Here is an 18,015-nt window from a genome sequence, read left to right as displayed (position 1 = left end):
GTGCCGGTGACATGCGGCACGATCGAGGATGAGCGTCATGAAAAGAACGAAGGACCACCCATGACGGCGGATTCAGATGAAGAATATCCCCTTGGCTTCAATGCCGGCCGCGCCTGGGCTGAAGCCTCGGATGACGAGGGGGCGGTGGAGAACGTCGAGACCTTCACCTACGACGCCGGAACCTCCTTCGACGAATTGCTGGCGCTCTACAAACGCTGCATCGACCCCGAGGGCATTCTGGTGGAAGACGACATTCTCGACGGCTTCGAGGCCGATGGCCGCATGCTGACCAGCGAATACCTGTTCGGCTTCATCGACGGCGTGCAGGCCGCGATCAAGCAGGCGAAGGGGCTGTCGTAACGCCGCGCGGCATGGGCGTGGCATCCTCTTTCTGACGCATTCCGGCCTCCCGACGCGCGTCTAGCCTTGCATTGGAACAAAAAGAGAACTATACTGCGTCTTGCAGTGGCGAGATGCGCCGGCTGCGATCCCGCCGCGCGAGCGGGGCATTAACGACGGCACTGAGGTGCCGCATTCCCGATCAGCAATACCGAAGAGCGACGGATGCCGCGCGCATCGCCACGCCCGAATCTTTTTGCCTGAGAGGTCGCCATGCCGCCCACCTCGACCGAAGCACCAACCCCCACGGGAGGTTTACCAAACGTGCCAACCCCCACAGGAGGTTTACCGAACGCACCAACCCCCACAGGAGGTTTACCGAACGCACCAACCCCCACAGGAGGTTTACCGAACGCGCCAACCCCGACCGGAGGTTTACCGGATGCACCAACCCCGACCGGAGGTTTACCGGATGCACCAACCCCGACCGGTCCAAGGTCGACATTCCGCCTTACCGATGAGATCCGGGAGTTCATCGTGCGCGCCTTGGCCTGCTTCGACACGCCGTCCCGGGTGGCCGCGGCCGTGCGCGACACCTTCGGCATCGAGGTCAGCCGCCAGCTGATTTACAAATATGATCCGGCCGGCTGCAAGCCGCCCGCGCAACGCTGGATCGACCTGCACGCGGCGACGCGGGCGAAATTCCTGGCCGAGCTTGCCGAGATCGGCGTCGCCCAGAAGGCCTTTCGCCTGGAGATGCTCGACCGCTTTGCACGGCAGGCCGTGGAGAAGCACGAGTTGTTCAAGGCTGCCGCCTTCCTCGAGCAGGCGGCCAAGGAATGCGGCGGCTGCTACGAAAGCCGGCGGCGCGCTGCATGGCGCTGAATGCGGAATGAATGCAACGCCGCTCCGAATCCTTCGGCGCGGCGTTTTATTGCACACGCTGGGGTGCGATGCGATGATATTGCCGAAGAAACTCAGTGATTCGGCAGTGGAATTAAGCCGTTGGCGTCGATTGCGCTTCAGGATGTCTCCAAGAACTACGGCAAGGTCGCTGCGCTCGCGGATGTGACGCTGCAGGTCGATGACGGCGAGCTCATGGTCCTGCTTGGGCCGTCCGGCGCCGGCAAGTCGACCTTGCTGCGGCTGATCGCGGGGCTGGAGAGTCCGAGCGCCGGCGAGGTCTTCATCGGCGACCAGATGGTCAACGACGTGGCGCCCAAGGACCGCAACCTCGCGATCGTGTTCCAGTCCTACGCGCTCTATCCGCATCTCTCGGTCGGGGAGAACCTTGCCTTCGGCCTGAGGATGCACAAGGCGCCGCGCGCGGAGATCGAGCAGCGGGTGCGCCGGATCGCTGGGATGCTCGACCTCGACCAGCATCTTGGCCGCCGGCCCTCGGCGCTGACCGGCGGCGAACAGCAGCGCGTCGCCCTGGGCCGGGCGCTGGTGCGCGATCCGGTCGCCTACCTGTTCGACGAGCCGCTGGCCAATCTCGATGCGCAGCTCCGCAACGAGATGCGCCTCGAGCTGGTGAAGCTGCATCGCAGCCTCGGGCGCACCATGGTCTATGCGACCCATGACCAGGTCGCGGCCATGACCCTGGGCGAGCGGATCTGCATGATGCGCAAGGGCCGGGTCGAGCAGGTGGGCATGCCGCTGGAGCTCTACCGCAACCCGGTCAATGTCTTCGTCGCCGGGGCGCTGGCGCATCCGGCGATGAACCTGGTGCCCTGCCATGTGATGACCGCCGACGGCACCAAGCGCGAGGACGGCGCGCTGTTCATCGAAACCGGCCATGTGCGCCTGCGGGTGCCGACACCCTACACGCCCGCCTATCGCACCTATAATGCGCAGGAGGCGATCTTCGGTCTGCGGCCCGAGGACGTGCATGCCGAGCCCAGCGATCCCGGCTGGCAGGCGATCGACGTCGAGGTGGTGGCGCTGGAGACCCGCGGCGCCGAGACGGTGCTGATCGCGGCAATCCCGGGCCTCGCAGGCTTCGATTTCGCCGCGCGGCTCGGCCGCCATTACCGCGCGCCGATCGGCAGCATGCAGCGCCTCTACCTCGATCTCGCCGAAATGCATCTCTTCGACCCGCGCACCACCATGGCCGTGCCGCGGGATATCTGAGTGTTCAGGAGTATTCAATGACCAGTCTGAATCTTGGTGAGACCTTCGGCAGCGTGAAGCCGATCATCGCCATGGTGCATTTCCCGCCGCTGCCGGGATCGCCGCTCTATGACGCCAAGCGCGGCATGAACTGGATCATCGAATCCGCATCCAAGGACATCGTCGCCCTGCAGGCCGGCGGGGTCGACGCGGTGATGTTCGGCAACGAGGGCGACCGGCCCTATATCCTCAAGGCCACGCCGGAATCGCTCGCCGCCTATGCCGCGGCGGTGATGGCGCTGAAACCCGAGATCAAGGTGCCGTTCGGCGTCAACTATCTCTGGGATCCCGTGGCGACGGTCGGACTCGCGGTCGCGACCGGCGCCAGGTTCGGGCGCGAGATCATGACCGGGGTCTATGATTCCGACATGGGCCTCTGGGCGCCGGATTGCGCCGGCGCGGTGCGGCTGCGGCACAATCTCGGCCGCGACGACATCAAGCTCATGTACAACATCAACGCCGAGTTCGCCTCGCCGGTCGGCAGTCGCACCATTGCCCAGCGCGCCAAGAGCGCGGTCTTCGCTTCGCTGGCCGACGTGGTGCTGGTCTCCGGGGTGATGACCGGCGAAGCGGTCGAGACCAGCGACTTGAAGGCGGTGAAGGACGTGCTGCCCGAGACCCCAGTCTTCGCCAATACCGGCGTCAACATCGACAACGTGCAGTCGATCCTCGCGATTGCCGACGGCGTCGTCATCGGCACGCATTTCAAGCAGGGCGGCGACACCTGGAAGGCGGTCGATGGCGACCGGGTGAAGCGGTTCATGGACAAGGTGCGAAAGCTGCGGTGATCTTTCTCGGCCTCGACATCGGCACCACCTCGACCATCGGCATCCTGATCGATGCCGAAGGCGGGACCCTGGCGACCGCGGCGCGGCCGAGCGCGCTCCAGTCGCTTCATGCCGGCTGGGCCGAGGAGGATCCGGCGCTCTGGTGGTCGAATTGTTGCGCCGTGATCGGCGAATTGCTGAAGACCGCCGGCATTTCCGCCGACCGGATCGCGGCGGTCGGCGTCACCGGCATGGTGCCGGCGCTGGTCCTGCTGGATCGGGACGGCAAGCTGCTGCGGCCGAGCATCCAGCAGAACGACGCCCGCGCCACCGCCGAGATCGCGGCGATGCAGGCTCGCTTCGATGCGGACCGCTTCTTCCGGCTGACCGGCGGCAGCATCAACCAGCAGGTCGTGGCGCCAAAACTGCGCTGGCTCGAGCGCCATGAGCCGGAGATGTTCTGCCGGATCGCGACGGTGTTCGGCTCCTATGACTACATCGCCCATCGCCTGACTGACGCCCGGTCGATCGAGCAGAACTGGGCGCTGGAATCCGGGCTGATGGATCTCGCGGGCGGGCACTTTGCGCCGGAGATGGTGGTGGAAGCGGGCATCGCCGCGGATGTTCTCCCGCCGATCCGCCGCGCGACCGAGATCATCGGCGCCGTGACAACAGAAGCGGCGCAGGCGACCGGGTTGAAAGCGGGCACGCTGGTCATCGCCGGCTGTGCCGACCACGTGGCCTCGGCCTATGTGGCGGGCGCTTCGCAGGACGGCGACCTGGTGCTGAAGTTCGGCGGCGCCGGCGACATCCTGCTCTCGACCGCCAGGCCGGCGACCGATCCCCGGCTGTTCATCGACCACCACATCCTGCCCAACCGGTATTTCGTCAACGGTTGCACCGCGACCAGCGGCAGTCTCTTGAACTGGATCCTCCGCGAGTTCGCCGGCGGCGAGACCCATGCCGCGCTCGATCGTCTTGCGGCCGGCGTGCCGGCCGGCGCCGACGGCATCGTGCTGCTGCCCTATTTCCTCGGCGAGAAGACGCCGCTGCACGATCCGCACGCCCGCGGCACGATCGTCGGCCTCGGCTTGCATCACACCCTGGCGCATCTCTGGCGCGCGGCGCTGGAAGGCGTCGTCTTCGGCTTCCGGCATCATGTCGAGGTGTTCTCGGAGCTGGGCCTCGCCGTGAACCGCGTCTTCGCCTGCGACGGCGGCGCGGCCAGTGATCTCTGGCTGCAGATCGCCGCGAACGTGCTGGCGGTTCCGGTGACCCGGATCGACCGCCATCCGGGCTCCTGCCTGGGCGCCGCTTACGTCGCGGGCCATGGCATCGGCGCCTTCGCGGATCTCGCCGGGGTCAGTCGCTATGTCGCCACCGGCCGAGAGTTCCGGCCGGACCCGGCGCGCCAGGCGGTCTATGACCGCGCCTATGCGAATCACCGCGAGGTCTATGCGCGGCTGAAGACGCTTTATCCGCGGCTCGACCTGGAGAGCGCGGCATGAGGCGGCGCGGCAATCTCATCGCCCATGCGGTGCTGGCGGTCTGCGCGCTCTGGATCGCGCTGCCGCTCCTCTGGGTCTTGCACCTGAGCTTCCTCCCCGAGACGCAGAGCAACAGCCTCGATCTGCCCACCGCCGTCACGCTCGAGAATTATGTGAAGCTGCTGGTGGAGGATCGCTTCTGGCGCGCCGCCGCCAACAGCCTGGCGGCGGCTTCGCTCTCGACCCTGCTGGCCTTGCCCTTCGCCGCGACGCTCGGCTATGCGCTGGCGCGCTACCGCAGCAGCGGGCAGGCCGGGCGGTTTCTGCTGCTGCTGCTCCAACTGCTGCCGCCGATTGCCATGGTGCTGCCGGTGGTCGCGCTGTTCATGGTCGCCGGCTTCACCGACCCGATGGGCGGGCTGGTGCTCGCCTATGCCGCGGTCAACCTGCCGTTCCTCACCTGGGTCCTGATCGGCTTCTTCGAGCGCGTGCCGGCCGAGCTCGAATGGGCGGCGATGTCCGACGGCGCCACCGCCTGGGGTGCCTTCTGGCGGATCGCCTTGCCGGTCGCGCGGCCCGGCCTCGCCGTCGCGGCGCTGTCGGGTTTCATCCTGGCCTGGAACGAGTTCCTGTTCGCGCTGGTGCTGACCGACGGCGAGAGCGAGACCATCCCGGTCGCGCTCACCAACCTGCAGTCCCGCGCCGAGGTGCCGGTCGCGGAACTCTCCGCCGGCATCGTGCTCGGCGTGCTGCCGATGCTCGGGGTCCTGGCGCTGTTGCGCCACCACCTGCTCCACGGCCGCACCTTCGGAGCGATCCGGTGACGGCCGCCGCAGCCAATGCGAAGCCGGCGAAGCGACGGCGGCCGCGCAACCGCTGGCGGGCGACCGGGTGGAAATTCGCGGCGCCCGGGCTCTCGATGATCGCCCTGGTCCTCGGCCTGCCGCTGGTCTATGCGGTGCTGCTCAGCCTTTCCTCGTTCAACCTGCTCAACCCGGTGCTCGAACCCTTCGTCGGCCTGGCGAATTTCGAGACCCTGCTGGTCGATCCCTATTTCTGGCACTCGCTGGCGGTCTCCTTCGAATACACCGTCGCGACCGTGACCGGCGCCTTCGGCCTCGGCCTGCTGATCGCCGTGCTGCTAACCCGGGTGGTGCGGCTGAAGGCGATCTACTTCGCGATCCTCACCGTGCCGGTGGCCCTGGCGCCGGTCAGCGCCGGGCTGATCTGGCATATCCTGCTCGCGCCCGGTCGCGGCGTGATCAACCAGCTGATCGGCCTGGCCGGGCTACCGGTGCCGGATTGGCTGGGCGATCCCGACCTCGCGCTCTGGACCCTGGTCTTCGTCGAGCTCTGGCAGCAGGTCGCCTTCGTGGTGCTGATCCTTTCGGCCGGCCTCGCCGCGCTGCCGCGCCGCCCCTACGAGGCGGCCGAGATGGATGGGGCGGGGCGCTGGCAGCAATTCTGGTACCTGACCCTGCCGCTGCTGCGGCCGGTGGTCGGGATCGCGATCGTCATCCAGCTGATCAACGTGACCCGCGCCTACGACCTCGTCTATGTGCTGACCCGGGGCGGGCCGGACATGGGCACCGATCTCTTGAGTATCTACACCTATCGCCAGGCGTTCCTGGGCTTGAGCCTCCACGACGGGGCGGCCGCCTCATTTGTATTACTAATGATGGTCCTCTTTCTCAGCCTCATCCTCTTCCGGTTAGTGACCCGCCGGGCCTAGATCCGGCCCCGCCGGCGCCCGGGAAGTGACTCGCGAACTTCATCTAAGTGTCAGATAAATAATGGTAATATTTCGAGCCTGTTGCGTCGCAACAAAGCCCTTGATTTTCCTGCTGCATTGCACCATCTTCCTTGTAATTGTGCACTGCACAATGAAGGCACGAGCAGATGAAATCCCCCAGGAGGAAAGCCCCCATGGCCAAGACCAACACCGCCGAGACCAACGACTTCTTCAAGCCGGACTATTTCAAGGTTCCGGATTTCGGTCAGTTCCAGACCGACTTCAACCGCTGGGTCAGCGACTTCTCGAAGTCGTTCGCCAACGGCAAGGCCCCGAGCGTTGACCTCGAGAGCGTCTTCGCTTCGCAGCGCAAGAACTTCGAGGCGTTCCAGAGCGCCAACCAGCTCGCGTTCGACGGCGTGAAGGCCGTTGCCGCCCGCCAGGCCGAGCTCGCCCGCGAAGCCGTCGAGCAGTTCTCCAGCATCGCCAAGGAGCTTTCGGCTCCGGCCAGCGTCGAAGAGAAGCTGGTGAAGCAGGCTGAAGTCGCGAAGTCGGCTTTCGAGCAGGCCGTTTCGACCCTGCGCGAGATGAACGAGACCCTGACCAAGTCCAACACCCAGGCGATCAACGTCGTCTCGAAGCGCGTCGCCGACAGCTTCGACGAAGTGAAGACCGCCTTCGCCAAGACCGCGAAGAAGTAATCTCGCTTCGCCCGGCTCGCAGTTAGAGCCGAGATCGATGGAAGGCCGCCCCCCGGAAACGGGTGGGCGCCCTTCTCTTTATGCTCTAACGTCCGACCCGAACAGCGAGCGAGAGAGAGCGGGACCATGGCTGCGGAAGCGGGCGGCGCGACGGCGCCGATCACCTACGACGATTTCCTGAAGGTCGATATCCGGGTCGGCGTGATCCTCTCCGCCGAGCCTTATCCCGAGGCGCGCAAGCCCGCCTTCAAGCTCTCGGTCGATTTCGGCCCGGGGATCGGGGTCAAGCGCAGCTCCGTCCAGATCACCAAGCACTACACGCTGGAAGGGCTGGTCGGAAAACAGGTCGCCGCGGTGGTGAATTTCCCGCCCAAGCAGATCGGCAAGTTCATCTCCGAGGTGCTGGTTCTGGGCTTCCCGGACGGGGATGGCGGCGTGGTCCTGATCGCGCCGACCCAGAACGTGCCGGTCGGCGGCCGCTTGTTCTAGGACCAAAGGACGCACCGCCCCGTAGAAGCTTTTTTAACGAAGCCCCGCCCAGACTGCCGGCTGCTGCGGCAATTTCGGAAAGTGGGATCGATATGCGTGGACTCGGGAGCGGCGCCTATGCGGGCGCCACGGCGGATATGGTGGCGGGGCTGCTGGCCGAGTTCGTCGGCGAGACCCAGGAACGCACCGCCGACCTGATCCAGCGCCTGCCCAAGGGCGACTGCCTGCCGGATCTCCGCCGCTTCGTCTTCGACCTCGCCGGCCAGGCCCGGAATTTCGGCCTCTCCATGCTGGAGACCGTGGCCGACCAGGCCCAGAACTACCTCACCGCCATCGTCACACTCGACGACCGGGCGATCGACGATCTCGGGCATTACCTCGACGTGATCCAGGACCTCCTCAGCGGCAAGCAGGGCGAGGAGGGCGACATCCGCCAGATGGTGCGCGGCCTCCCGGTCCGCCGCGGCGTCGAGATCGACGAGGCGCCGGAAGTGCGTGACATCGAGGTGGTGCTGGTGATGGCCCCGGGCACGCAGCAGACCTTCGTCGAGCGCGAACTGCGCGCCTGCGGCTACCGCGCCACCGCCATTCCCGACACCTTGAAGGCCCTGGCCTATGCCACCCGCGCCAAGCCGGACATGATGATCCTCTCCGCGGTGATGCCGCAGCTCTCCGGCATCGACCTCGCCCTGGCGCTCGCGGCGATCCCGGCGACCCGCAACATCCCGGTGGCGGTCATCACCAGCCTCAACGCCGATGATCCGCAATTGAAGGTGCTGCCGCCGAGCGTCTGCCTGATCCGCAAGACCAGCGCCTTTGGCGACGACCTCACCAAGGCCTTGCAGCAAGGCTTCCTGCTCTAGCCGCATATCGACGTGCAGTGAAGGCGGCATTCCCGCCGTTTCGCCGCTCGCCGGAACTGTGACCACCGGCACAGGCGGGTCTCTCTGCGTCGATTCCGTCGAACAGCAACGAACCTGACAGACCGCGCTCCCGACCGACCTCAGGACGGCGTGGCGCGCGGCGGTCTCACTCGACCGCACCAGCTCTGACGCGCGTGGAACGCCGGCACTCTCCTAAAGGAGGTCCGCCATGGCGAATTTCACGACCAGCCCCAACAACGGCGTCGATTTCAACAACTTCGACATCGACGACCTGATCGGCAACTTCCTGTTCGTCGCCAATGCGACGAACTGGCGGACCGGCCCCAGCAACCTCGATCCCAGCACCTATGTCGAGGTCCAGGGCGTCGGCCTCACCTACAGCAACGGCGCGCTCACCGGCGGCACGATCACCTCCATCACCAGCATCGTCACCGGGGCTTTCGATTTCCAGATCGCCAACCTCTCGCTGTCGGCGGCGAGCTTCAACGCCTATCGCCTGGCGGGCGATTCGCAAGGGTTCCTCGCCGCCGTCTTCAACGGCGACGACACGATCACCGGCTCCAACCAGGACGACACCCTGATGGGCTATGCCGGGAACGACAAGCTCAACGGCAACAACGGCGACGACTATCTGGATGGCGGGGCCGGCAGCGACACGATGACCGGCGGCAAGGGCGACGACGTCTACGTGATCGACAGCCTGACCGACGTGATTGTGGAGACCGGTGGCGACGCGGGTGACGCCGTCCTGGCGACCGTCGATGTCAACCTCGACCTCAAGGCCTTCGACGGCATCGAGGACGTGATGCTGCTCGGTGCGGCCGATCTCTCGATCGCGGGCGACGCCAGCTGGAACGCGCTGTGGGGAAATGAAGGCAACAACACGATCTTGGGCAAGGCCGGCAACGACGACATCTTCGGTGCCGGCGGCAAAGACGTCATCGACGGCGGCATCGGCGCCGATACCCTGTGGGGCGGCCTCGGAGACGACACCTACTACGTCGACAATCCCGGCGATGTGGTCACCGAGACAGAGTCGGTGAAGGATGGCGGCGGGGCCGATACGGTGATCAGCACCAAGGACTTTGCCCTGTCGGCCTATGTCGAGAACCTGACGCTCACCGGCGGCGCGCTGGTTGGCACCGGCAACGCGCTGGCGAACACCCTGATCGGCAACACCAAGGACAACACGCTCGACGGCGGCACCGGCTACGACACGATGATCGGCGGTGACGGCAACGACACCTACATGGTCAATAATTCCAAGGATGTCGTGGTCGAGACCAGCACCGGCGGCACCTTTGACACGGTCCTGAGCGAGGCCTTCGCCTACACGCTGCCGGACTATGTCGAGAACCTGACCTTGCGTGGGAATGCCGGCATCAGCGGCACCGGCAACGATGCGCATAACATGATCATCGGTAACAAGGCCGCCAACAAGATCGACGGCGCGGGCGGCAGCGACTGGCTGTTCGGCGGCGACGGCGCGGACACGCTGATCGGCGGCGACGGCGATGACTGGATGAGAGGCGAAGGCGGCAACGACACGATCGATGTCAGCGCCGGCAACGACGTGGTCTCCTATGCCAGCAAGCTGGACGGCTTCGACATCATCCTGGGCTTCGACGGCGACAAGACCGGCGGCCAGGACTATCTTGACCTCAACCTCTATTTCGACAAGCTCGGGGTCGATGTCGAGGATCGCGAGGCGCGCGTCGGCCTGGTCGATAACGGCGCGGTGGTCGATGTCTGGATCGACACCGACGGCAACAATTTCCTCGACACCAAGATCGCGGAGATCCACACCACGGACACGCTCAAGGTCGGCGAAGACGTCGCCACCAACGTATTGTTCTGAAGGCCGTGCTTAGCTCGGCAGCCGGAGGATCGCGCGCAACCCGCCGAGCGGTGAATCGTGCAAGGTGATCTCGCCGCCATGGGTGCGCACGATGTCGCGGGCTATGGCGAGCCCCAGGCCGGTCCCGCCGGTCTCCGGGTTGCGCGAGGAGTCCAGGCGGAAGAACGGGCGGAACACGTCTTCGCGCTGGGCCTTGGGAATGCCCGGGCCGTTGTCATCGACGATGACATCTACGCCGTGGCCGCGGCTGCGCATCGAGACCTCGATCCGGTCGGCATAGCGGCGGGCATTGCCGATCACATTGGCCAGCGCGCGCCGCAGCGCGTCGCGGCGCAGCGGCAGCATGATCTTCTGGGTCGGTGTCGCGAGCGTGATGGCGGCGCCCTCGCGCCGGGCATCGTTGACCGCGTCGGTCACCAGCTCGACCAGATCGGCGTCGACCGCGCGTTCGGTGCCTTCGCCCCGGGCGAAGGCGAGATAGCCGCCGATCATGCGCTCCATCTCGTCGACGTCCTTCTTGAGGTCTGCGACTTCGGGATTGCCGCCCATCAGGGCCAGCTGCAGCTTCATCCGGGTCAACGGCGTGCGCAGATCGTGGCTGACGCCGGCCAGCATCTCGGTGCGCTGCGAGATCTGACGGCGGATGCGGTCGCGCATCAGGTTGAAGGCATGGCCGGCGAGCTCGACCTCGTTGGCGCCGCTGGGGTGGAAGTCGCGGATCTCGCGGCCGCGGCCGAAATCGTCGGCGACCTGGGCCAGCCGCTTGATCGGCCGCACCTGGTTGCGCATGAAGATGGTGGCGAAGGCGAGCAGCGCCAGCGACGTCCCGACCATCCAGAGGAAGAAGAGATAGGTGGTCGAGCTGAACAGGCGGCGGCGGCGCACCTGCGCTTGCATCACGCCTTCGGCCAGCTGCACGTGAATCTCGATGTAATTGCGCTGCGAGCGGCTGTCGATCAGGAACGGCCGCTTCAGCGCATCCTCCAGCGCCTTGGAGAGCGAGCGATCGACCAGGTTCTGCCGCGTGATGGTGGGGTCGTTGGGCAGGATCTTGCCCGGCTTGAACACCAGCTTCACGTCCATCATGTCCTTGGCGATGGCGAAGACCTGCTGCGCCTGCCTTGGATCGATCGGATGTGGCAGCTGGCGGATCACATAGGCGATGTCGCCGGCCACGCTCTGAGCGAGCCGCCTTGTCACCGTGTCCCAATGGCTGGTGTAGAAGACCCAGGCCGATATCGCCTGCAGCAGGATCACCGGGGTCACGATGATGATGATCGAGCGGCCGAGCAGGGTCCGCGGCATCAGCCGCTCCACCGCCGCCAAGAACTCGCGCGCCTGGGCCAACATCAGTCGGGCTGCAGCAGATAGCCGCGGCCGCGCACCGTCTGCAGGTAGCGCGGGAAGCGCGGATCGGCCTCGATCTTGCGCCTGAGACGCGTCACCTGGACATCGACCTGGCGGCTGCCCGCGGCTTCCGGCGCGGCCGCTTCTTCAGTCTCGGAAGCGGAGGAGGAGGTAAGCTCGTCGCGGCTGACCACCTCGCCGGCGCGGTTGCAAAGCTCGGCCAGCAGCTCGGTCTCCGCTTCCGTCAGATAGACCGGTTCCTCGCCGCGGAACAGGCGCCGGCGGTCGAGCTCGAACAGGAACTCGCCGAATTTGATCACCCGCCGCTGCGGCGCCGCGCGCGGCGCGGTGCGGGCGCGCTTCAGGATCGACTGGATCCGCAACACCAGCTCCTTCGGCTCGAAGGGCTTGGTGAGATAGTCGTCGGCGCCGGTCTCGAAGCCGGCAATGCGGTCCTCGGTCTCACTGCGGGCGGTCAGCAGCAGGATCGGCACGTCGCTTTCGGCCCGCAGGCTGACCGTGAGCTCGAGCCCGTTCTCGCCCGGCATCATGATGTCCAGCACCAGCAGGTCGAAGGCGAGGCTCTTCATCTTGTCGCGGGCATCGGCGGCGTCGTTCGCCGTCACCACGTTGAAGCCCTGCTCGGAGAGGAATCGCGCGGTGAGATCGCGAATCCGGCGGTCGTCATCGACGACGAGGATATGGGGCTGGTCGCTCATGCCCGCTATCCTACCGCCGGGTTTGCGGATTGAACCGTTCGCGATCGGATTCGTTGATCAGGCCGAGCAGCACCTTGCGGAAGCCTTCGACCGCTTCGGCGCCGGCGCTGCGATAGGCCCTGGCGACCAGCGCCCGCTGCTCCTCGGTCAACTTCCTTTCGAGCTCGGCGCCGCGGTCGGTCAGGCTCAAGAGTCGCTGCCGCCGATCGGTCGAGCCGGGGCGCTGGGTGATGAAACCCTGGCGCACCAACTGGCTCAACACGCGGGAGAGGCTCTGCTTGGTGATCTTCAGGATGTCGAGCAGTTCCGAAACCGTCATGCCTGGGTTGCGCCCGACGAAATAGATCACGCGGTGATGCGCCCGGCCGAAGCCGTATTGCAGCAGGGTCTCGTCCGCTTTCGCCGTGAAGTCCCGGTAGGCGAAGAACAAAAGCTCGATCCCCTGGCGCAGGTCGTCGTCCCGGAGGAACAGCAGATTGAGCGGCGATTTCACTTCAGCCATTTTATGTCAGCACTGTTGACTTATTTTTCCGAAGCTTCTAAATTCAGCCCAGATACGATGCTTTTATAACCTGAGAAGCCTGACCGGAGGAAACCTTACCATGAGCCTGGTCCCCTATGACGATCGCGACGGCGAGATCTGGTACGACGGCAAGTTCGTGCCCTGGCGCGAGGCGAAGGTCCATGTCCTGACCCACGGATTGCACTATGCCTCCTGCGTGTTCGAAGGCGAACGCGCCTATGGCGGCAAGGTCTTCAAGTCACGCGAGCATTCGGAGCGCCTGCACAAGTCGGCCGAGATCCTGGGCTTCAAGATTCCCTATGCGGTGCAGGAGCTGGTCGCGGCGAAGGAAGAACTGATCCGTCGCGCCGGCCTGGTCGATTGCTACGTCCGGCCGCTGGCCTGGCGCGGCAGCGAGATGATGGGCGTCGCCGCGCAGCAGAACACGATTCATTGCGCGATTGCGATGTGGCAATGGCCGGCCTATTTCTCGCCGGAGCTGCTGGAGAAGGGCATCCGCGTGAAGTGGGCGAAGTATCAGCGCCCGGCGCCGAACACCGCGCCGACCGCCTCGAAAGCTGCGGGCTTGTACATGATCTGCACGATCTCGAAGCATGAGGCCGAAGCGGAAGGCTATCAGGACGCGATGATGATCGACTATCGCGGCCAGCTTGCCGAAGCCACCGGCGCCAACGTCTTCCTGGTGCAGAACGGCGAAGTTCACACGCCGACGCCGGACTGCTTCCTGAACGGCATCACCCGGCAGACCGTCATGGATCTCGCCCGCCGCCGCCAGCTCAAAGTGGTCGAGCGCGCGATCATGCCGGACGAGCTCGCGAAGACCGACGAGGTCTTCCTGGTCGGCACCGCGGCGGAAGTGACACCCGTGGGCCAGGTCGGCGACTACAAGTTCAAGGTCGGCCCGGTGACGCGGCAGCTGCGCGAGGACTACCTGAAGGAAGTCCGCGCGCACGAGAACAGCGCGGCGGCGTAGCAACGCGGGCGAAGTCGCGTACCCCCACCCCGGCCCTCCCCCGATTCGGGGGAGGGAGAAGATCACAGTCTCGCTGCAATCCCCTCCCCCGAATCGGGGGAGGGTTAGGGTGGGGGTGCGAATATCCGCTTATGCAGCGGACTCGGGCTATGCCGCGGCCTTCTTCTTTGCCGCCTCTTTGCGCGCGCGGGCCCAGAGGTTGAGGCCCTCGACGCCCGCCGAGAAGGCGATGGCGAAGTAGAGGTAGCCCTTCGGGATTTGGAAGTGCAGGCCTTCGCCCAGCAGCGCCACGCCGATCAGCAGCAGGAAGGCGAGGCAGAGCATCTTCACCGAAGGATGCTTGTCCACGAAATCGCCGACCGCATTCGCCGCCGCGATCATCACGATCATCGCCGTCACGACCGCGGCAACCATCACCTCCAGATGATCCGACATGCCGACCGCGGTGATGACGCTGTCCAGCGAGAAGACGATGTCGAGAATCGCGATCTGCACCACGGCGGAAGCGAGGGTCAGATAGGTCTTCTTCGTCCCTTCTTCCTCGTGCGCGACATCGATGTTGTGATGGATCTCGGTGGTCGACTTGGCCAGTAGGAACAGTCCGCCGCCCAGCAGGATGATGTCGCGCCAGGAGAGGTCGTAGGCGTGCTCCGGCCCGAACCAGTCGACGGTCAATATCGGCTCCTTCAGTCCGGCCACCCAGGAAATCGAGGCCAGAAGCGCGAGCCGCGTCAGCAGGGCCAAGGCCAGCCCGAGGCGCCGGGCGAGCCGCTGCTTATCCGGCGAAACGCGGCCGGCGACGATCTGCACGAACAGCAGATTGTCGATGCCGAGGACGATCTCAAGCGCCGCCAGCGTGACGAAACTGAGGATGACGGCAGGATCCGTCAAAAGGAGCATGTAGTCGGACATGGGAAGCGGTCGCCCCGGTCGGCCGTTTCAGGAAATGGAGAATTGGCGGTTTGTCAGGAAGATTTCAAGCTGGGAGCCGGCTACTTCCTTAGCCAGGCCGCCTTGCGGGCGTCGTCGCTGGTCTTGGCCTCGACCCAGCGGGCGCCTTCGGGGCCGTCTTCCAGCTTCCAGAACGGCGCCTCGGTCTTCAGCCAGTCGATCAGGAAGGCGCAGGATTCCAGCGCCGCTTCGCGGTGGCTGGAGGCGGTCGCGACCAGCACGATCCGGTCGCCCGGCTCCAGCCGGCCGTAGCGGTGGATGATCAGCGTTGCTGACAAGGGCCAGCGACGCTGCGCCTCGGCCTCGATCTCGGCGAGACGCTTCTCGGTCATGCCGGGGTAATGCTCCAAGGTCATCGAGGACGCGGCACCCGAGCCTTCGGGCGCGATGTCTCGCACCAGGCCGATGAAGCTCGCGACGCCGCCGACCTGGTGATTCCCGGCGGCGAGCTTCTCGAGCTCGGCGCCGATGTCGAAATCCTGCGTCTGGACCCGGACGGTCACGACTTCAGCCGCCGGTCACCGGCGGGAACAGCGCGACCTCGTCGCCGGCCTTCACCGGATGCGTCAGGCCGACATAGTCCTGGTTGACCGCGACCTTCACCGCCTTGCGCTCCTTGAGCGCGGTCGCGTAATTGGGGCCGAGGCTTTCCAGCCAGTCGAGCAGCTGCCCGACCTCTTTCACGTGGGCGGGAACGTCGAGGGTTTCTTCGGCCTTGCCGATCTTCTGGCGGAGCCAGGCGAAATAAAGCAGCTTCATGATCTCTACTTAATAAGGGCGCGAGGAAGGTCCATGGCCGTCACCATCTACCATAACCCGAATTGCAGCACTTCCAAGAAGGTGCTGGGCTGGCTGAAGGAAAAGGGCCACGAACCCAAGGTGGTCGAATACCTGAAGACCCCCCTGGACGAGGCGGGAATCAAATCCCTGCTGAAGAAGCTGAAAGTCGGGCCGCGCGACATCCTGCGCAAGAAAGGCGAGGCCTTCGAGGCGTTGAAGCTGACCGACAAGACCAGCGACGAAGCCCTGATCAAGGCCATGGCCAAAACCCCGGTCCTGATCGAGCGCCCGATCGTGGTCGGGCCCAAGGGCGCGGTCGTCGCCCGGCCGCCGGAGCGGGTCTGGGAGACGGTTTGAGCCCGTTAACCTTCTCGGCGGATTTTGCTGCACCGCCCCGGGCTTCCTGCTAGTTTCCGGCCGTTCGCAGGGAGGGAAGCCGGTCCGATGCCGGCGCTGCCCCCGCAACTGTAGGACCAGGCCCGGGCGTAGTGCGTCCGGGCAACGGACCCGATGGAAACCACTGGCCGTATACTGGGCCGGGAAGGCGCGGGATCCGGCGGTCGAGCCAGGAGACCTCGGCGAACGCTCTTTATAACGGTCGGCGCCTCGGCGGGAGGAGCGCAACACCTTGTCGAAGTCTCCATCTTCTGCCCCTGCACCCAAGCTGTCCCTGGGCATGTCCGGCGTGATCACGCCCTTGCCGCCGGTAAGCCTGGTCCTGGGCGGCGCGCGCTCAGGGAAAAGCCGCTATGCCGAAGCCCTGGTCGATCGCCATCCCGGCCGCCGCACCTATCTCGCCACCGCCGAGGTGCTTGACGACGAGATGGCGGCGCGGGTGAAGACTCATCGCGAGCGCCGCGATTCGGATTGGAGGACCGTCGAGGAACCCCTCGATCTCGCCGGCGCCTTGAAGGCCGAAACGGAACAGGGAGCGGCGGTCCTGGTGGATTGCCTGACGCTCTGGCTCGGCAATCTCCTGGGGCAGGCGCGGGACGTCGAGGCCGAGATCGCCGGCCTGGTCGCCGCGCTCGGGCAGTTCGGCGGGCCGGTGGTTTTCGTCTCGAACGAGGTCGGCCAGGGGATCGTCCCGGACAATGCGCTGGCCCGGCGGTTCCGCGACCTCGCCGGCATCCTGCATCAACGCCTGGCGGAGAAGGCGGATCACGTGGTGTTCGTGACCGCCGGACTTCCGATGAAATTGAAGTGAGAAGAGAAGTTCTATGACGACGAAGATCCCCGCAACCATCGTGACCGGCTTCCTCGGCGCCGGAAAGACGAGTCTCATCCAGAATCTGCTGCGCAACGCGCGCGGGCGCCGCATCGCGCTGATCATCAACGAGTTCGGCGAGCTCGGGGTCGATGGCGAGATTGTGAAAGGCTGCGGCATCGAGGATTGCCCGGAAGAGAATATCGTCGAGCTGGCCAACGGCTGCATCTGCTGCACCGTCGCCGACGACTTCCTGCCGACCATCACCGCCTTGCTCGACCGGCCGCAGCCGCCGGAGCATATCGTGATCGAGACCTCCGGCCTCGCTTTGCCGAAGCCGCTGATCCGCGCCTTCAACTGGCCGGAAGTCCGGACGCGGGTGACGGTCGACGGCGTGATCGCGGTGGTGGACGGCCCGGCCGCGGCGGCCGGCCGCTTTGCCGACAATCCGGAAGCGGTCGCGGCACAGCGCGCGGCCGACGAGTCCTTCGATCATGAGAGCCCGCTGGCGGAACTGTTCGAGGACCAGATCAACAGCGCCGATCTCATCATCCTCAACAAGAACGACCAGATGTCGCCGGACGACCGCACCGCCGCCAAGGACGTGATCGACCGCGAGATGAAGCGCAAGGCCAAGCTGGTCCTCTCCAGCTTCGGCGCGATCGATCCCGAGGTGCTGCTGGGTCTCGGTGCCGCGGCGGAAGACGACCTCGACACCCGCTTCTCGCATCACGAGCTCGAAGGCGAGGACCATGATCATGACGAGTTCGAGAGCTTCCAGATCGACATGCCGGTGCTCAAAGCCCCGGAGGAATTGCTGGCGCGCCTGAAGCCGGCGATCGCGACCCATGACATTCTGCGCGTCAAAGGTTTCCTCGACGTGGCCGGCCGCGACATGCGCCTGGTGCTGCAGGGCGTCGGCGGCCGCATCCAGCATTACTACGACCGCGCCTGGGGTTCCGACGAGGCACGCAAGGGCCGGCTCGTGGTCATCGGCCTCAAAGGCCTCGACCGCGCGGCGATCGAAGCGGCGGTCAAGGGCTGAAACTTTGCACTGCGCCGGCCTTTCGCACCCCCACCCTAGCC

Annotated in this window: 21 protein-coding genes and 1 riboswitch; of the genes, 15 read left to right on the top strand and 6 right to left on the bottom strand. The window is 65.7% G+C overall.

Annotated elements, in window-relative coordinates:
- The first annotated feature begins 60 nt into the window (after positions 1 to 60).
- The 11 genes from ACH2CY_RS16865 (at position 61) to ACH2CY_RS16815 (ending at position 10,429) form a co-directional block, all read left to right on the top strand.
- Positions 61 to 360 (top strand): hypothetical protein, encoded by a 300-nt coding sequence (locus ACH2CY_RS16865; RefSeq protein WP_395020477.1) that lies wholly within the window; start codon positions 61 to 63, stop codon positions 358 to 360.
- Between the two features lie 252 nt (positions 361 to 612).
- A complete protein-coding gene (locus ACH2CY_RS16860) occupies positions 613 to 1,224 on the top strand; it encodes a DUF2280 domain-containing protein (protein WP_395020476.1) in 612 nt (203 codons plus the stop codon).
- A 120-nt stretch (positions 1,225 to 1,344) separates the two neighbouring features.
- On the top strand, positions 1,345 to 2,472 hold the full coding sequence (locus tag ACH2CY_RS16855; protein WP_395020475.1) for an ABC transporter ATP-binding protein: 1,128 nt from the start codon (positions 1,345 to 1,347) through the stop codon (positions 2,470 to 2,472).
- A 17-nt stretch (positions 2,473 to 2,489) separates the two neighbouring features.
- Complete coding sequence (locus ACH2CY_RS16850) at positions 2,490 to 3,299, top strand: BtpA/SgcQ family protein (protein WP_395020474.1); 810 nt, start codon at positions 2,490 to 2,492, stop codon at positions 3,297 to 3,299.
- A complete protein-coding gene (locus ACH2CY_RS16845) occupies positions 3,296 to 4,786 on the top strand; it encodes an FGGY-family carbohydrate kinase (RefSeq protein ID WP_395020473.1) in 1,491 nt (496 codons plus the stop codon). The genes ACH2CY_RS16850 and ACH2CY_RS16845 overlap by 4 nt, the downstream gene beginning before the upstream one ends.
- The gene (locus ACH2CY_RS16840; RefSeq protein ID WP_395020472.1) at positions 4,783 to 5,589 is read left to right on the top strand and encodes a carbohydrate ABC transporter permease; all 807 of its coding nucleotides are present in this window, start codon (positions 4,783 to 4,785) and stop codon (positions 5,587 to 5,589) included. Before ACH2CY_RS16845 ends, ACH2CY_RS16840 begins: the two co-directional genes overlap by 4 nt.
- A complete protein-coding gene (locus ACH2CY_RS16835; RefSeq protein ID WP_395020471.1) occupies positions 5,586 to 6,497 on the top strand; it encodes a carbohydrate ABC transporter permease in 912 nt (303 codons plus the stop codon). Before ACH2CY_RS16840 ends, ACH2CY_RS16835 begins: the two co-directional genes overlap by 4 nt.
- Positions 6,498 to 6,691: 194 nt before the next feature.
- The gene (locus tag ACH2CY_RS16830; protein ID WP_395020470.1) at positions 6,692 to 7,198 is read left to right on the top strand and encodes a phasin family protein; all 507 of its coding nucleotides are present in this window, start codon (positions 6,692 to 6,694) and stop codon (positions 7,196 to 7,198) included.
- Positions 7,199 to 7,324: 126 nt separating this feature from the next.
- On the top strand, positions 7,325 to 7,687 hold the full coding sequence (locus ACH2CY_RS16825) for a tRNA-binding protein (RefSeq protein ID WP_395020469.1): 363 nt from the start codon (positions 7,325 to 7,327) through the stop codon (positions 7,685 to 7,687).
- A 92-nt stretch (positions 7,688 to 7,779) separates the two neighbouring features.
- Positions 7,780 to 8,550 (top strand): hypothetical protein, encoded by a 771-nt coding sequence (locus ACH2CY_RS16820; RefSeq protein ID WP_395020468.1) that lies wholly within the window; start codon positions 7,780 to 7,782, stop codon positions 8,548 to 8,550.
- Between the two features lie 229 nt (positions 8,551 to 8,779).
- Positions 8,780 to 10,429, top strand: coding sequence for a calcium-binding protein (locus ACH2CY_RS16815; protein WP_395020467.1), 1,650 nt, complete (start codon positions 8,780 to 8,782; stop codon positions 10,427 to 10,429).
- 9 nt (positions 10,430 to 10,438) lie between these two features.
- Here ACH2CY_RS16815 and ACH2CY_RS16810 read toward each other — a convergent pair whose 3' ends face one another.
- The 3 genes from ACH2CY_RS16810 to ACH2CY_RS16800 are packed head-to-tail and all read right to left on the bottom strand — an operon-like array spanning position 10,439 to position 12,997.
- The gene (locus ACH2CY_RS16810) at positions 10,439 to 11,779 is read right to left on the bottom strand and encodes an ATP-binding protein (RefSeq protein ID WP_395020466.1); all 1,341 of its coding nucleotides are present in this window, start codon (positions 11,777 to 11,779) and stop codon (positions 10,439 to 10,441) included.
- A complete protein-coding gene (locus ACH2CY_RS16805; protein WP_395020465.1) occupies positions 11,779 to 12,495 on the bottom strand; it encodes a response regulator in 717 nt (238 codons plus the stop codon). The genes ACH2CY_RS16810 and ACH2CY_RS16805 overlap by 1 nt, the downstream gene beginning before the upstream one ends.
- Before the next feature lie 10 nt (positions 12,496 to 12,505).
- Positions 12,506 to 12,997, bottom strand: coding sequence for a MarR family winged helix-turn-helix transcriptional regulator (locus ACH2CY_RS16800; protein ID WP_395020464.1), 492 nt, complete (start codon positions 12,995 to 12,997; stop codon positions 12,506 to 12,508).
- Positions 12,998 to 13,097: 100 nt separating this feature from the next.
- On the opposite strand from ACH2CY_RS16800, the gene ACH2CY_RS16795 reads away from it, so the two are divergent.
- On the top strand, positions 13,098 to 13,991 hold the full coding sequence (locus ACH2CY_RS16795) for a branched-chain amino acid aminotransferase (protein ID WP_395020463.1): 894 nt from the start codon (positions 13,098 to 13,100) through the stop codon (positions 13,989 to 13,991).
- Between the two features lie 147 nt (positions 13,992 to 14,138).
- On the opposite strand, the gene ACH2CY_RS16790 is transcribed toward ACH2CY_RS16795, so the two are convergent.
- From ACH2CY_RS16790 to moaD, 3 genes are all read right to left on the bottom strand, one after another.
- The gene (locus ACH2CY_RS16790; protein ID WP_395020462.1) at positions 14,139 to 14,903 is read right to left on the bottom strand and encodes a TerC family protein; all 765 of its coding nucleotides are present in this window, start codon (positions 14,901 to 14,903) and stop codon (positions 14,139 to 14,141) included.
- A gap of 80 nt (positions 14,904 to 14,983) precedes the next feature.
- Positions 14,984 to 15,445, bottom strand: a complete 462-nt coding sequence (locus tag ACH2CY_RS16785; RefSeq protein WP_395020461.1) for a molybdenum cofactor biosynthesis protein MoaE — start codon at positions 15,443 to 15,445, stop codon at positions 14,984 to 14,986.
- 4 nt (positions 15,446 to 15,449) lie between these two features.
- On the bottom strand, positions 15,450 to 15,701 hold the full coding sequence (moaD, locus tag ACH2CY_RS16780) for a molybdopterin converting factor subunit 1 (RefSeq protein ID WP_379959030.1): 252 nt from the start codon (positions 15,699 to 15,701) through the stop codon (positions 15,450 to 15,452).
- A 33-nt stretch (positions 15,702 to 15,734) separates the two neighbouring features.
- Between moaD and arsC the strand changes: the two genes are divergently transcribed.
- The 3 genes from arsC to cobW all read left to right on the top strand — a co-directional run bounded on the left by arsC (position 15,735) and on the right by cobW (position 17,974).
- A complete protein-coding gene (gene arsC, locus ACH2CY_RS16775) occupies positions 15,735 to 16,079 on the top strand; it encodes an arsenate reductase (glutaredoxin) (RefSeq protein WP_395020460.1) in 345 nt (114 codons plus the stop codon).
- 43 nt (positions 16,080 to 16,122) lie between these two features.
- A riboswitch (cobalamin riboswitch) is annotated at positions 16,123 to 16,318 on the top strand.
- Positions 16,319 to 16,398: 80 nt separating this feature from the next.
- Positions 16,399 to 16,929 carry a bifunctional adenosylcobinamide kinase/adenosylcobinamide-phosphate guanylyltransferase gene (cobU, locus tag ACH2CY_RS16770; protein ID WP_395020459.1) on the top strand — a complete coding sequence of 177 codons (531 nt, stop codon included), beginning with the start codon at positions 16,399 to 16,401 and terminating at the stop codon, positions 16,927 to 16,929.
- 13 nt (positions 16,930 to 16,942) lie between these two features.
- On the top strand, positions 16,943 to 17,974 hold the full coding sequence (gene cobW / locus ACH2CY_RS16765; protein WP_395020458.1) for a cobalamin biosynthesis protein CobW: 1,032 nt from the start codon (positions 16,943 to 16,945) through the stop codon (positions 17,972 to 17,974).
- The last annotated feature ends 41 nt before the right edge of the window (positions 17,975 to 18,015 follow it).

Source organism: Dongia sp. (assembly GCF_041905885.1).
GTDB lineage: Bacteria > Pseudomonadota > Alphaproteobacteria > Dongiales > Dongiaceae > Dongia.
Note: the sequence above shows the minus strand (reverse complement) of the source record. Positions and strands in the feature narration are given on the sequence as shown.